Genomic DNA, 14,034 nt, shown 5'->3' with positions numbered 1-14,034 from the left:
TCGTGTCTCTCCGTGTGCCCGGTGGGGCATGGTTCTTATTTGAACTGGCGGCCCGAGGTCTGGCTCAGGCGCCACTGCTGCTCATCCTCTGCGGCGGGTTCATCGGTGAGGAACTCCACCTGGTTGTCCGCGCAGAAGTCATCGAAGGCGTCGGCGTGGAGGATCATCTCCACGTAGATCTCCGGCTCGCCGATGGCGAAGTCGAACTCCACGAACCCGTCCTTGCGCAGCTCGCGCACCCGCACGAACTTGCGCATGGGGTCGAACTCGCCCTGCCGGGTCGCCCGCGGGGCGCTCGGATGTGCTGATGCCATGGCTGGCGTCTCCTTGTTGAACACCGGGCAATTCATGGGCCCGGTGCGTAGGCTCCCTCCCCTTCAAGGGGAGGGCTGGGGTGGGGATGGGTTTTGATACACGGCCGCAAGACCCATCCCCTCCTGGCCTCCCCTTGAAGGGGAAGGCCATCGGGCATCAGGTCACCACGGTCAGGAAGCTCTCGTGCAGCTTGCGCTGCGGGTAGTCCAGACCGCCGCCCTCGCCCAGGCCGTCGAAGGTCCAGGTGGTGGGCTCGTAGTCGGGATAGGGCTGGTAGCCGCCCATGAAGGTCTCGAAGCGGTTGCCCGACGGGTCCCACGCGTAGATGGTGCAGCCGCGGGTGATGCCGTGGCGGGTCGGGCCGATGTCGATGGGCACCTTGTTCATGGACATGATGTCGCCGGCACGCAGCACTTCTTCCCAGCTCTCGAGCATGAAGGACAGGTGATGCAGCTTGCCCGGCTCCGGGTGCTCCACGAAGGCGATGTCGTGCACCTTGTGGGAACAGGACAACCAGATGGCCGCCTCGCCCTCGCCGTCCGGCCCGAGCACGCGCTCGACCAGATAGAAGCCCAGCACGTCGCAGAAGATCTTCTTGGCTTCGGCCACGTTCGGCCCGTACAGCAGCAGGTGGTCGAAGCGGGCCGGGGCGATGCCTTTCTCGGCCGCCGGGGTCCAGGGCTCGGGGTTCAGTTTCTGCAGGCCATTGCCCACCTGGGTCTTCTCGGCATAGAGCTCGACCAGATGCCCGGTCGGGATCTCGAAGCGCACGCGCTCGCCGGTTTCCATCATGTCGCCGGCCGGAATGCGCTCGGTCTTGAGGCCGTATTCCTGCAGGTCGCGCTCGAATTTGTCGAGCGTGGCGGTGTCGAGCACCTTGAAGCCGACAAAGTCGATGCCGGCCCGATCGGCCTCGCGCAGCACCAGGCTGTTGTGGTCGCGCTCATCCCAGCACTTCAGATACACGCGGCCCTGGCTGTCACGACCAGTCTCGACCATACCCAGCACGTCGCGATAGTGACGCACCCCTTCTTCCAGATTCATCACGCGCAACTGCGCGTGACCCGGACGCAAAACACCGGTCATTGCCATTTGGATCTCCTCCTCAACGAATCAGATTCTGGTTTTCTCTGTCGGGCGCAAGCCGGCGTTCGTACAGACCGCCTTGTGCATCTTGCCCAGCACCTTCACTGACACATCGCCCCGGGGAAACACACGGCAAGCGAGCAAACGGCGCTCGGCCCGGTCTTCCTCGGTGACATGCTGGCAGCTCATGGCGCGGGTCTCGTATTCCCCGGCCGTGACCTCCACCTTGCAGACACCACAGCCACCCCCGCGGCACCCCACCGGGATGCCGCGACGACCGGAACGGGCCATGGCGATCAGCAGGTTCTCCTGCTCACCGCACGTGTAGCGCTCGCCGGTCTCTTCGATCGTGACCTGGTAGTGCATGGCGTCTCCTCCAGCATGTCCTGACGGTTTTGTCAGTCGGGCGCGGGGATCAATTTTTCTAATCGCGCCCTCAACGCTATTAATGCAGGGGGCGTGCCAGCCGGACCAAGTGCTTGATTTCGTTACTTTCTCGAGATTTTGACCAGAAAAAGGCCGGGAGATCGCATGACCATTTGGAACACCTTCAATGATCGGGTGACAAATTGGTCAAGCTGCGCCGCAACAAACCCATTTGGAATCAATGGCTTATGTGCACCGCAACATTCTTGTCCGGCGCGAAGAGCGAAGTCAGGCGCAGCAACGAAGGGGTGTGGTGAATCAGGGGGCAGCGGTTTCACGGACAACCGCGTTCCCTCGGACCATCGCCGGGAAACGGCTCGAACCGATGGGGATGGGGTACGCCGGGGGTCAGGCGGTCTTGTGAAGGAGATGCCCTGCGTGGGCCTTGAAGAAGGTTCCGTCTGCGTCCGAATCGGCCTGGACCTCGATGGGCAGGGCAATGGCTTCGTCGATGGTATTGAGATAGTGGATGAGCCGGTCCTCGCGGGTGATGTGAATCACGAACTCCCGATGACCCAGCTCGTTGAGCACCATGACCAGCGCGCCCTGGCGATCGGCCCTGAGCATGTCGACGAGCGCGTGTTCGAATTCGGCCATGGCCGCCTCTTCAGCCGCGCTCGGCATGGCCTCGTCGCCACCGTCGAATCGCCAGAGGATGTGAACCCGGTCGGCATACGCCGAAAAGTCGAAGCCGTCGGGCAGCCGGGCGACGCGCAGCTGGCACAGACCCTTGTCACCCATGAGCCGGGTGACCACCCAATCCTTGTCTTCGTCTGCGCCCACGCCCTTCATTCGCTTCTCCAGATCCGATGCCCGACTGCCCGAATGTCGGCGGATTATGCCATTGGGCTTATTCGTGCCATGCGGACTTTCGTCACGATTATGAAGATTGAGTGACACCGGCAAACGTTTCTCCGGCCTGCAGCCGGTGTTCCACCCATGCTGTCCGCCCCGGCGCGCGTGTATGCTTGACCGCGTTCAACCCCAGGCAGGCCCCGTGGAGCTTTATCACCTCAGAACCTTCTGCGCCGTTGCCGACGCCGGACACCTGACCCGCGCCGCCGAACGCCTGTGCCTGAGCCAGCCCACCATCAGCGCCCACATCAAGGCGCTGGAAGGCATGCTCGGACTGACGCTGTTCGAGCGCACACCCAAAGGCATGACGCTGACCCCGGCGGGCACGGAGTTGCTGACGCTCGCCACAAGCACCCTGGCCGCCGCCGGGCAGGTTCAGGCGCGGGCGGCTGAACTGCGTGGCGAGCTGGTGGGGGTGCTGCGCGTGGGCATCAATACCGATGCCGAGTTTCTCCGCCTCCCCGAACTCCAGCGCCTCATGACAGCGCGCCATCCGCGCATCGCGCTCGAGCTGCTCGCCGGGAGCACCGGCGCCAACCTCGCCAAGCTGCAGGCGGGCGATCTGCATGCGAGTTTCGCGAGCGGGCCCGTCGACCCGGCCCGCTTCGCCCATCGTCACATCCGCGACGAGGACATGGCCATTGCCGCCCCCCTCGCCTGGCAGGCACGACTGGCCGGCGCCGATCTCGACACCCTGGTGCGCGAACCGTGGATCCACAACGCACCGGATCACATCCAGACGCAGGTGCTCGACGCGCTGTTCGCACCCATGGGGCAGACGCCGGCCCGCGCGGCGGTGGTGAATCGCAAGGATTCCATCCTCGCCATGGTGGCGGCCAACGTGGGCGTGGCGATTTCGCGCCGGGAAGACATCGAGCGCGCGGCCGCCTCACGTGCCATCTGCGCGCTGCCGATGGCCTTGCCGCCCGTCCGCCTGAACTTTGTCTGGCCGAACACGCAGGCGCAAAGCCCGCTCCTCGGCGCACTGATCGCCGCCGTCGAGGCGGTCTGGCCAGACGTCGATTGAGCAACCAGGGCTCAGCAGCATTCCTCTTCGAGCCGGAACAGCAGTTCAAGGGCGTCCTCATCGTCCGCCGCTTCGAACAGCTCGCGCACCTGGTTCAGGTTCGAATGAATGAGGAACAGCTCATCCGGCGTCGGCCCTGACTGCGCCTTGCGCTTGTTCATGAAGTAATCCCAGAAGGCCGAACCGTGACCGTGGGTCATGTGGTGTTCGATGCGCGCCATGAGGGCGCGAGCGTTACCGGCGCAATCGATGCCCTTGAAGCTCACATAGCGGTCGGTCGTCGGGGTGCAGCGGCTGGGGGTGCTCATGAAAGGCCTCGGGGACGGAATCGTGGCCCCGATGCTAGGCCACGTCAGCCGCCCGGGTCTGTCGGCTAGCCGACACTGCCGTCGCGACCGGCCAGCGCCTCGAGGCGCGCCATGTTGGTCACCAGCACGGAGCGGCGCGTGGGCCGCTGCAGCCAGCCGTCGCGCTCGAACTGGTTCATGAGGCTGGAGGCGGTCTGGCGGGTGGTCCCCAGCAGGCTGGCCACGTCTTCCATGTTCAGTTCCAGCGGGACCAGCACTCCGCCGGCCACGGCCGTCCCGCGTCGTTCGGCCAGGCCGAGCAGAAATCGCGCAAGCCGGGCCGGCACGTCCCGAAAGGCCAGATCCTCGACCAGGGCCACCGAGTTTTCCAGCAATCGTCCCAGCACCCGCATGACGGTGCCGATGGCGGCCGGGTCGGTGCGCAACTGTTGTGCGAATTGTGCGGTTTCGACCATGCGAAGCACCGTGGGCGACACGGTTTCGATGTAGGTGGGAGTATGGGTGGTGTAGATGTCGCCCGGTTCGAGGTAGCTCAGGGTGAGCGCCCGGCTCTGGCCCGTCAGAGACACCCTCAAACGCCCGGATTCGACCATGAACACCTGATTTTCCGTGTGATTCGGCGTCGCCACGAGATACCCGGCCGGCAGCGTCCTGCGGCGGGCGGGCATGTCGATGAAGGCCTGATGCGGGGCGTGGGCAGGGGTCATGTTCCATCGTCTGTGCAGGGCGGACCCCGACCGGGTCGCAAGTTTGATGCCCGCCGATCGGGGGATCTACCTCGTCATGAACACGTCGTGCGCATGACATGTCGATGCAACATCCACTGCGTCCAATGGTGGGCTTGCGCGCATGCGCCGGACATCCGACAGAATCAACCGCAGGGGAACCCACCGATCATGACGACACGTCGCCACCGCCTTGCCACCCAGCGCACGCTCGCGCTGGCCATCTCGACCCTGTTCGCAACCCCGCCGGCACTGGCCGCGGGCGAACTGCTGATCAACGAGTTTTCCGCCAGCACCGCCGGCACCGACGTGGAGTACGTTGAACTCGTCGGCGCCCCGAACACCGCGGTCAGTGGTTACACCCTGCTCGAGATCGAGGGCGACAGCACGGCCGCCGGCACCATCGATTCGGTGATTCCGGTCGATGGCACGACCAACCCCGACGGTCTGCTGCTCAAGTCGCTGGCGGCCAATGAGCTGGAGAACGGCTCCATGACCCTGCTGCTGGTCAAAGACTTCAGCGGCGCCGCCGGTGACGATGTGGACACCGACAACGACGGCACGTTCGATGCCACGCCGTGGCGCGAGATCGTCGATTCGGTTGCCATCAACGATGGCGGCAGCAGCGACCTGACCTACGGCCCGACCCTGGGCCGCAACTACGACGGCATCAGCAGCTTCGCCCCGGGCGGCGCCTCGCGCCTGCCCGATGGCGTCGACACCGATTCGCCGCAGGACTGGGTGCGCAATGATTTCGATCTGGCGGGCATCGCCGGTCAGGCCGGCTCGCTGGAACCGGGTGAAGCGCTCAACACGCCGGGGCTGCCCAATGCCACCGAGCCGACCGTGGTCGCCGGACAGTGCGGCGACGAAGCCACCCCGATCCATGCCATCCAGGGCAGCGGTGCCACCTTCGCACTGGGCGGCGCTCAGAGCGTGGAAGCGGTCGTGACGGCGCTGATGCCGGGCCTGCGCGGTTTCTATATTCAGGAAGAGGCTGGCGACGAAGACGGCGACCCGACCACCTCGGAAGGCCTGTTCGTCTTCACCGGCAGCAGCAGCTTCAGTGTGGCGGTGGGCGACCGGGTGCGGGTCAACGGCACGGTGATCGAATACACCACCAGCGGCGGCAGCTCGATGACCGAGATGAGCGGCTCGCCCACCGTGCAAGTGTGCGGCAGCGGCGAGACGATCACCCCGACCGCCCTGCTCTTCCCGCTCGACAGCGCCGAGGCCATGGAGGCCTACGAGGGCATGCTGGTCCAGCTGCCGCAGGAACTGGTCATCAGCGAGTATTTCAACTTCGACCGCTACGGCGAGGTGGTGATCGGCCTGCCGCCCGAAGGCCAGAGCCGCTTCTACACCCCCACCGCCGTGGCCGCGCCGGGCGCCGACGCCAACCAGCTCGCCGCCGACTACGTCACCCGCCGCCTGCTCATCGACGACGGGCGCAGCACCCAGAACCCGACCCCGCCGATCCATCCGGGCAACGGCGAAGCCTTCACGCTCAACAACCGCTTCCGCGGGGGCGACACCGTCAGCGGCATCACCGGCGTGGTGGACGAAACCTTCGGCCGCTACCGCCTGCAACCCACCGGGTACGGCACCTACCTGAGCCTCAACGACCGGCCCGATGCACCGGCGGAGGTGGGCGGCAACGTCCGTGTGGCGAGCATGAACGTGCTCAACTACTTCCTGAGTCTCGACACCGGCGCCGACATCTGCGGCGCGGCACAGGACATGGAATGCCGTGGCGCCGACACGGCCGAGGAATTCACCCGTCAGCGCGAGAAGATCCTGTCGGCCCTGGCGGGCCTCGATGCCGACGTGATCGGCCTGATCGAAATGGAAAACACCCCCGGGGTCGAGCCTGCGGCCGATCTGGTGGCGGGCCTCAATGACCGCGTCGGTGCCGGCACCTATGCCTTCATCGACACCGGTGTGGTCGGCACCGACGCCATTCGCGTCGGCCTGCTCTACAAGCCAGCCCGCGTGAGCCCGGTCGGCAGCTTTGCGGTGCTCGACAGCTCGATGGACGCCCGCTTCATCGACGACAAGAACCGCCCGGCCCTGGCCCAGACCTTCGCCTCGGCCGTCAGCGGCGAGCGCTTCACCGTGGCAGTCAATCACCTCAAGTCGAAGGGCTCTGACTGCAATGACCTGAACGACCCCGATCTGGGCGACGGTCAGGGCAACTGCAACCTGACCCGCACTACGGCCGCGCAGGCGCTGGCCGACTGGCTGGCCAGCGACCCGACCGCCAGCGGCAGCACCCGCACCCTCGTCATCGGCGATCTGAACAGCTATACCCGGGAAGACCCGATCACGGCCCTGCGTTCAGCCGGCTACACCAACCTGCTCGCGGCCTTCGGTGGCGACACGGCCTACTCCTACGTATTCGACGGCCAGGCCGGCTACCTCGACCACGCACTGGCCAGCGCCAGCCTCGCCCCGGCCGTCACCGGCACCACGGTCTGGCACATCAATGCCGACGAACCGGACCTGATCGACTACGACACGAGCTTCAAGGCCGATGCGGAAGACGCCCTCTACGCCCCCGACGCCTATCGCTCGTCCGACCACGATCCGGTGCTGGTGGGTCTGGACCTGATCGCCCCGACGCTGGAAGTGACGCTGGACGCCGACATGCTGTGGCCGCCCAATCACCGCATGGTCGAAGTGCACGCCAGCATCACCGCCAGCGACGACAGTGGCGAGACACCCACGGTCAAGCTGCTGTCGGTCACCTCGAACGAGCAGGACAACGGCCATGGCGACGGCCACACCCACGGGGATATCGTGATCATCGATGACCAGACCATCGGTCTGCGCGCCGAGCGCAGCAGACGTGGCCACGGTCGCGAATACACGCTTACCTACACCGCCACCGATGCCGCCGGTAACACCACCATCAAGCAGACGGTGGTTTCCGTACCCAGACATCGCTGAGTGCGCTCACCTTGAAGCCGATGGCCCGTCCTCAGACGGGCCATTTTTCTTGTGGGTTGAGCCCGATGCGAATAGGCGGGGGAATACAACGCGACGCAGCGGACCGCGATTCCTGCACAGGAGATATCCAGGACCGTGTCCATCATCGGCTCCTGATTCGGCCGGCCCGGCGCTCACGTGTGGCGCGAACTGGTCGCCGCCTTACCGGATGCAAAGGTGCTGCCTATCCACGACACCCTGCCCCTGCCGCCCCACGTGAGTGCCATGCTTGGCGGGTCGCCTGAACCTAGGGCGGAAGAGCCCCATCGAGACTGAGAAATGGCGGATGACGCTTCGCTATGTCTGGTACGCACCTGAAGCGGTCCTTGGCGTAAGCCGCTCGAACACATTCGATAGACATGACGTCATGCCAATCGTATGCTCGTCGTGTATTGCGGGTTCAGAATTCCCTTATACGACTGCGGGGTTTGTTGATTTGGTTATGACTGAAAATAAACGCACCACACTGCCCAATCTCAAGTTCCGCAAGCGGTTCAAGCCTGCGGGTTTCGGAACGTTATACCGCAGCCACACGGTTACGCCCGCAATTTGCGGTCTACAACAAGCTCGGTGACTTGATGAAACTTGAAACTCTTAGGGTTCGCAACTTCCGCTGCTATTCGGATGAGTTCTGCGTTCCGTTCGCCGACATCACTGCGCTGATTGGGAAGAACGATTCTGGTAAGTCGTCGTTGATGGATGCAATGGAGATTTTCCTTAACGACGGCGCGCCCGATGCAGATGACGCAGCAAAATCAGGCAACCCCAAAGACCTGGTGATCGCATGTGAATTCTCAGACCTTCCACCAGAAATAATTATTGACGACGCGTTTCCTACAACCCTAGCTAGCGAATATCTCCTCAACGCCGAAGGGCAGCTGGAAATTCACAAGCGTTACAGCGGTGACTTGAAGTCCCCAAAGTGCTCTAGTGTTGAGGCGTACTGCGTGCATCCATCAACTGACGGGGCTGCTGACCTCCTTCAGTTGAAGAATGCCGACCTAAAAGCTCGAGCTAGAGATCTCGGGGTCAACCTCGATGGCGTCGATCAAAAGGTAAATTCACAACTCCGCCACCGAATTCGTGACCACCTCGGAGATCTTGCTCCGACACCAAACTTTGTGCCATTAAACGACGACAACGCTAAAAAAATTTGGACAGAACTGAAGAAATACATCCCGGCTCTGGCGCTATTCAAATCCGATAGGGTAAGCACCGATCAAGATGCTGAAGCGCAGGACCCATTGAAGGCAGCGGTAAAAGAAGCGATTAAGGAGCAGGAAGCCAAGCTCAAAGAGATTGAGGAGTTCGTACAATCACAGGTCAAATCAATCGCTGACGAAACCTTAAAGAAGTTGCAGGAGATGGATGCAAACCTGGCATCCCAACTCAACCCGACCTTCCAGCCTCCGAAGTGGGAAAACCTGTTCAAGGCAAGTATCACCGGTGACGACGATATCCCGATCAACAAAAGAGGAAGTGGAGTAAAGCGGCTCGTCCTCCTGAGCTTCTTCCGAGCGAAAGCGGAAAAGGCAGCACAAAAATCTGATCATGGATCGGTTATCTATGCTATCGAGGAGCCTGAAACCAGTCAGCATCCTACTAACCAGCGAGTCTTGCTAAGGGCCTTGATGGACCTCTCGTCAGAGTACCAGGTGGTGGTTACGACTCATACACCGATGCTAGCGAGAAGCCTCCCAGATCAGTGCTTGCGATATATCCATGTTGAAGATAACGGTACGCGTGCGTTGCAGCTGGGCGGCCCCGACACAAACACCCTTTTTGCCCGTGCCCTGGGAGTTTTGCCCGATTCAACAGTGAAGTTGTTCGTCGGCGTCGAGGGACCGAATGACATCGCATTCCTACAGCGGATATCTTCAAGATTGTCGCGTGACGGCGTTGCGGTTGCCGACCTCGAAGCCGCAGAAGTTGATGGAAGGCTGATCTTCTTTCCCTTGGGTGGGTCTACGCTCGCGCTTTGGTCGTCCAGACTTGAGAACTTAAATCGGCCGGAATTTCACCTCTATGATCGCGATACCACTCCACCAGAGCAGCCGAAGTACCAAGATCACGTAGACGCCGTAAATGGTCGAGCTGATTGCACAGCCCAATGCACAGGAAAGCTTGAGATTGAAAACTACCTGCACATAGATGCGATAAAGGCTGCATACGCCGGCCTGAACATCGAACTAGCCCGGGACGAAAACTTTGGCCCGTTCGACGACGTCCCAACCGAGGTTGCTCGGCTCGTGCATAGTCAATCTGAGAGCACCACTCCTTGGGAGGAGCTTGACGATGAAAAGAAAGGAAAAAAGATCTCGAGAGCTAAACGGGTATTGTGCTCCCAAGCTCCTTCGCACATGACGCCTGACCTGCTGGCCGAGATCGACGCCGATGGTGAATTGCTGAGGTGGCTTAATGAAGTCACACAAGTACTGCGCCAATAGGACGGAGTCACCTGAACGTGGGCGCTATGTGAAGAAAAAGATGCGACATCTCCTACTTCTATCAGCACTAGTACTGCCAATTCCGGCAACTGCTCAATTCTGTACGTGGAAGATTGAAGTCCTAGATGGGGCCTCAAGGGAAGTGAAGCAGTTTCGTCCTGGAAACGATTGGCTTCATATTTCAGTAGCCGATTTACCCGGGTACGCCGAATGCAAAGTTACGCCGGTGAACGAGTATGTGTTCGAAGGCATCGAGGCTACCCGAGTCGAAGTCTATTGCTCCACAGCCAATGGCCAAACAACGCAAGTATCGAGCGTCGCTTCCAGGAAATTTGGTTCAGATATCACCACTTTTCAGCTTATGGCAGCTCCAGTCGAAGTTCGTGGAAAGCCACCGAATATCAGTGTCAATGCTATGGGGTACAAGGAATTCACCATCCGGTGCGGCCCCTAGCAAAGATACACATAACCGGGCGTTCAACGTCTGCTTCGAGGCGAAAACCGCCCTTGGGAAAACATCCAAGGAAATCGGTTGCTCCGTTCCCGACCGTGAGTCAGGAATTCAAAAAATACAGGGCTCTAAACAGAGCCCTGTTGACTTCGCGACACCCTCATCAGCCGCAGCGCCTACCTGAACTTGTCACATAAGCAGCAACCCCCCGCTCAGTCACCACCCCCGCGCTTCAACCGATACGACAACTGCCGCCGCGTGATGCCCAAGGCTCTGGCGGCGTGGGTCAGGTTGCCGTTGGCGCGCTGCACGGCCAGCTCGATCAGGCGTTGCTCATGGGCGTCCAGGTTGAAATTCTGGCGGTCGAGCACCTGTTCGCACAGGCGGTTGCGGTTCGATTCCTCGGCGTTGCCGACCACGCCGGAGACGTCCACCTGCGCACCGGCGTCGCGTTCGGCCGGGGGGTCGGCGAAGAGGTGTTCGACTTCGATCTGGCCGCCTTCGGGGGCGAGCAGCACGCCCCGCTCGACGAGGTTTTCCAGCTCACGCACGTTGCCCAGCCAGGTGTGGTTCAGCAGGGCGCGCAGGGCGCGGTCGGTGAGGCCGCCGAGCTGCTTGCCGTAGCTCTTTTCATATTTGGCGATGAGCGCACTGGCCAGCGGCGGAATGTCGCCGGGGCGGTCGCGCAGGGGCGGGAGGGTGACCGGGTAGGTGGACAGGCGGTAATACAGGTCGGCACGGAAGCGGCCTTCGGCAATGGCCTTGGGCAGATCGACGTTGGTGGCGGCGACGAGTCGTACGTTCACCTTGCGGATCTGGTGATCGCCCAGGCGTTCGACTTCGCCGGTCTGCAGCACACGCAGCAGCTTGACCTGCGCGGCCAGCGGCAGGTCGCCCACTTCATCCAGGAACAGGGTGCCACCGTCGGCGCGCTCGAAGCGGCCGGGGCGTGAATGCTGGGCGCCGGTAAAGGCGCCCTTCTCGACACCGAACAGTTCCGATTCGATGAGGTCGTGCGGGATGGCGCCGCAGTTGATGGCCACGAAGGGGCCGCTGGCGCGGTCGCTGTTGTCGTGCATCCAGCGGGCAAACATCTCCTTGCCCACACCGGTCTCGCCCAGCAGCAACACGTTGATGGGGCTGTTGGCGGCCTTGCGCACCAGATCGAAGGCGGCGCGGAATTCCGGCGAATTGCCCACGATCTCGCCTTCGGTGCTCACCGGGCCACGGGCACGGCCACGCAGAGCGGTGAGTTCGTCTTCAAGCCGGCGCATCGGGTAGGAGGCCGGGTTCTGGCGGAAGTAGTCGAGATAGCCGTCGCTCGGGTCCCACAGCTCTGCGGGCTTGGCCAGCAGCTTGCAGGCGTGGTCGCCGCGCCCCATGCACGTCACCTCGCGGAACACGATGAAGCGCTTGAAGAACTGGCTGGTATAGCCCGAGGCATAGCCGACGATGGTCCAGCACACCGGGTCGTCACCGATGCCGAAGTGCTGGATGTGGGATTCGGCCTCCCAAGTGTTGGCCAGCAGCACCTCGCCGATGAAAATGCCTTTCTCCCAGTCGATCTCCTTCTTGGTGATGGTCGGTTTGACCATGCCCTCGAAGGCATGCAGCTCGGGGCCGATGTTGAACACATCGTAGGGGTCGCCCTCGCCGATGAGCGAGCGCGCCAGTTCGGCATCCTGCTGGCCGGCGCCGAAGCCCATGCGGATCAGCACCCCGCGGGCGCCGTGCTCGCCCAGGGCGTCGAACAGCTCGCGCCGCATGTGGCCCATGGCCTTGGCGTGCAGCAGCAGCATGCGGTTCTCGTCGAGCCAGATCTGCCCGGCGTCGATGTTGAAGCGCAGGCGGGAGCGCAGGTTGAATTTCTCGATGAGTTTCTGATCGGCCATCATGTCTCCGCAGTCGCCTCGCACGGGCCACTTCCTGGCGACAACTTTACCTCAGTGCGCCAACGCGCCGGCACTCGCCGGAAACGACACAGGGCGCCCCACGGGCGGGGCGCCCTGTCCGACACGGTCGGGCACGGTCGGACACGCAGTCACGCGACCATCAGCGCGACGTCTCCGCCGCCACCGCGTCGCCGGTGAAGTAGGTTTCATCGCGTGGTTCGACCACCCGGTAGCGTTCGCCATTGAGCGCCTGCACGGTGCAGAAGGTCTGCGCACGCAGATCGAACACGGTCACCGGTTTGATGGTTACGGCCGGGATGCCCGGCACATAGAACGGGGTCACCTGCGAGGTGCGCCACAGCTTGCCGTTGCGGTCGTAGCCGTCCATGAGCACGAGTTGCCAGGTGTCTTCATCGAAATAGAACACGCGCCGCGGCACCGCGTGGCGCTCGCCCTCGGCGACAGTCGCCTCCACCACCCACACCCGGTGCAGTTCCCAACGCAACACGTCCGGGTTGAGGTGGGCGTCCATGTAGGCTGCCTCCTGAGGCGCGGTCACCGCCCGGTTGGCGTTGTAGGGGATATACATCTCCTGTTTGCCGACCAGTTTCCAGTCATAACGGCCCGGATGCCCCATGAAGCCCATCACTTCGTCGAAGTAGTTGGCCCCCGATGAGACGAAGTCCGGCGTGTCGTAGCCCACGGTCGGTGCACGACGCACCCGGCGCTGTCCGACCATGTATTGCCAGGCCTGACGCGGGGTGTCCGGGTCGATACCGTCACGGATCACCAGCGACTCCCCGGCCTTGAACGGCGGCGCCACGGTGTAGAAGCGCTGCAGCCAGTACTCGCCTTCCCAGTCGTCCACATTGCCATCGCGGTAGTAGTACGGGTACTGCCAGGCCTCTTCATTCTGTGTGGCGAGCATCTTCAAGCCGTTCGAGGCGCCGACGATGTTCTTGAAGCTCATCTCGATGGACTCGGGCTCCACCCGCAGCAGGTGGTTCCAGATCACCTCGAGCCCGCTCTTGGGGATCGGGAAAGGAATGCCGCCGTAGCAGCCCTCGAGGGATTTGTCCTCGGTCAGGGTGCAGCGGGTGGCGTTCTGGCGGGTGTTTTCATAAACGTAGTCCGGCGCCACGGCGGTGCGGTGGGTGGGATACACGTCGATGCGGAAGGTGCTCGGGTAGCGCTGCATGAGCGCGATGGTGCCTTCGGTGAGTCGTGCCTTGTGCGCATCCATGTTGGTGGCGCTGATGCTCAGTACGGGCTGCTCGTCGGGGAACAGTGCCTTGGGCACGTCGCCGATCTTCTCGCCGCTGGTGAGCATGACCTGACCGGTCCACGCCGGGATGCTGCCATCGGCGTTACCGGCTTTCTCCGCGCCCAGGGGAGTGAGTGACTGGCCGAGTTTGGCGGCCTGTTCTTCGGGGACTGCGGCGTGGGCGATGTGCATGGCCGCAAGCACGACAGCGGCCGCCATCAGTTTGAACTGACGATTCATGTTGCCTCCT

General features: G+C 62.7%; 11 protein-coding genes. 3 read left to right on the top strand and 8 right to left on the bottom strand.

All coding sequences use genetic code 11. From position 1 onward, the window contains the following. Positions 1 to 35: 35 nt before the first annotated feature. From J0W34_RS00550 to J0W34_RS00535, 4 genes are all read right to left on the bottom strand, one after another. Positions 36 to 314: a phenol hydroxylase subunit gene (locus tag J0W34_RS00550; RefSeq protein WP_230970273.1), complete on the bottom strand. Its 279-nt coding sequence runs from the start codon at positions 312 to 314 to the stop codon at positions 36 to 38. Between the two features lie 157 nt (positions 315 to 471). Further along, the gene (locus tag J0W34_RS00545; protein ID WP_230970272.1) at positions 472 to 1,407 is read right to left on the bottom strand and encodes a catechol 2,3-dioxygenase; all 936 of its coding nucleotides are present in this window, start codon (positions 1,405 to 1,407) and stop codon (positions 472 to 474) included. Between the two features lie 21 nt (positions 1,408 to 1,428). Further along, the gene (locus J0W34_RS00540; protein ID WP_230970271.1) at positions 1,429 to 1,767 is read right to left on the bottom strand and encodes a 2Fe-2S iron-sulfur cluster-binding protein; all 339 of its coding nucleotides are present in this window, start codon (positions 1,765 to 1,767) and stop codon (positions 1,429 to 1,431) included. A 408-nt stretch (positions 1,768 to 2,175) separates the two neighbouring features. Next, the gene (locus J0W34_RS00535; protein WP_230970270.1) at positions 2,176 to 2,619 is read right to left on the bottom strand and encodes a DUF695 domain-containing protein; all 444 of its coding nucleotides are present in this window, start codon (positions 2,617 to 2,619) and stop codon (positions 2,176 to 2,178) included. 172 nt (positions 2,620 to 2,791) lie between these two features. On the opposite strand from J0W34_RS00535, the gene J0W34_RS00530 reads away from it, so the two are divergent. Further along, positions 2,792 to 3,709: a LysR family transcriptional regulator gene (locus J0W34_RS00530; protein WP_230970269.1), complete on the top strand. Its 918-nt coding sequence runs from the start codon at positions 2,792 to 2,794 to the stop codon at positions 3,707 to 3,709. A gap of 11 nt (positions 3,710 to 3,720) precedes the next feature. On the opposite strand, the gene cowN is transcribed toward J0W34_RS00530, so the two are convergent. Both cowN and J0W34_RS00520 read right to left on the bottom strand, forming a co-directional pair. Beyond that, positions 3,721 to 4,017, bottom strand: coding sequence for a N(2)-fixation sustaining protein CowN (gene cowN / locus J0W34_RS00525; RefSeq protein ID WP_227818045.1), 297 nt, complete (start codon positions 4,015 to 4,017; stop codon positions 3,721 to 3,723). 65 nt (positions 4,018 to 4,082) lie between these two features. Then, positions 4,083 to 4,724 carry a Crp/Fnr family transcriptional regulator gene (locus tag J0W34_RS00520; protein ID WP_230970268.1) on the bottom strand — a complete coding sequence of 214 codons (642 nt, stop codon included), beginning with the start codon at positions 4,722 to 4,724 and terminating at the stop codon, positions 4,083 to 4,085. A 189-nt stretch (positions 4,725 to 4,913) separates the two neighbouring features. Between J0W34_RS00520 and J0W34_RS00515 the strand changes: the two genes are divergently transcribed. Next, positions 4,914 to 7,691, top strand: coding sequence for an ExeM/NucH family extracellular endonuclease (locus J0W34_RS00515; protein WP_230970267.1), 2,778 nt, complete (start codon positions 4,914 to 4,916; stop codon positions 7,689 to 7,691). A 617-nt stretch (positions 7,692 to 8,308) separates the two neighbouring features. Next, the gene (locus tag J0W34_RS00510) at positions 8,309 to 10,177 is read left to right on the top strand and encodes an ATP-binding protein (protein ID WP_230970266.1); all 1,869 of its coding nucleotides are present in this window, start codon (positions 8,309 to 8,311) and stop codon (positions 10,175 to 10,177) included. 663 nt (positions 10,178 to 10,840) lie between these two features. Here J0W34_RS00510 and J0W34_RS00505 read toward each other — a convergent pair. Together J0W34_RS00505 and J0W34_RS00500 are read right to left on the bottom strand one after the other, a co-directional pair. Continuing rightward, entirely contained in the window at positions 10,841 to 12,520 is a 1,680-nt protein-coding gene (locus J0W34_RS00505) for a sigma-54-dependent Fis family transcriptional regulator (protein WP_230971709.1), read from the bottom strand. 160 nt (positions 12,521 to 12,680) lie between these two features. Then, positions 12,681 to 14,024, bottom strand: a complete 1,344-nt coding sequence (locus J0W34_RS00500; protein WP_230970265.1) for a DUF1329 domain-containing protein — start codon at positions 14,022 to 14,024, stop codon at positions 12,681 to 12,683. Between the last annotated feature and the right edge of the window lie 10 nt (positions 14,025 to 14,034).

Origin of the sequence: Nitrogeniibacter aestuarii (genome assembly GCF_017309585.1) — a bacterium.
In the GTDB taxonomy this organism is placed as follows: domain Bacteria; phylum Pseudomonadota; class Gammaproteobacteria; order Burkholderiales; family Rhodocyclaceae; genus Nitrogeniibacter; species Nitrogeniibacter aestuarii.
This window is presented reverse-complemented; position numbering and strand designations above follow the sequence as displayed.

Excerpts from the sequence above, each read along its gene's own strand:
- J0W34_RS00530 (WP_230970269.1), top strand. The coding sequence starts at position 2,792 with ATGCTTGACCGCGTTCAACCCCAGGCAGGCCCCGTGGAGCTTTATCAC.
- J0W34_RS00535 (WP_230970270.1), bottom strand. The coding sequence starts at position 2,619 with ATGAAGGGCGTGGGCGCAGACGAAGACAAGGATTGGGTGGTCACCCGG.
- J0W34_RS00520 (WP_230970268.1), bottom strand. The coding sequence starts at position 4,724 with ATGACCCCTGCCCACGCCCCGCATCAGGCCTTCATCGACATGCCCGCC.
- cowN (WP_227818045.1), bottom strand. The coding sequence starts at position 4,017 with ATGAGCACCCCCAGCCGCTGCACCCCGACGACCGACCGCTATGTGAGC.
- J0W34_RS00515 (WP_230970267.1), top strand. The coding sequence starts at position 4,914 with ATGACGACACGTCGCCACCGCCTTGCCACCCAGCGCACGCTCGCGCTG.
- J0W34_RS00540 (WP_230970271.1), bottom strand. The coding sequence starts at position 1,767 with ATGCACTACCAGGTCACGATCGAAGAGACCGGCGAGCGCTACACGTGC.
- J0W34_RS00510 (WP_230970266.1), top strand. The coding sequence starts at position 8,309 with ATGAAACTTGAAACTCTTAGGGTTCGCAACTTCCGCTGCTATTCGGAT.
- J0W34_RS00500 (WP_230970265.1), bottom strand. The coding sequence starts at position 14,024 with ATGAATCGTCAGTTCAAACTGATGGCGGCCGCTGTCGTGCTTGCGGCC.
- J0W34_RS00550 (WP_230970273.1), bottom strand. The coding sequence starts at position 314 with ATGGCATCAGCACATCCGAGCGCCCCGCGGGCGACCCGGCAGGGCGAG.
- J0W34_RS00505 (WP_230971709.1), bottom strand. The coding sequence starts at position 12,520 with ATGGCCGATCAGAAACTCATCGAGAAATTCAACCTGCGCTCCCGCCTG.
- J0W34_RS00545 (WP_230970272.1), bottom strand. The coding sequence starts at position 1,407 with ATGGCAATGACCGGTGTTTTGCGTCCGGGTCACGCGCAGTTGCGCGTG.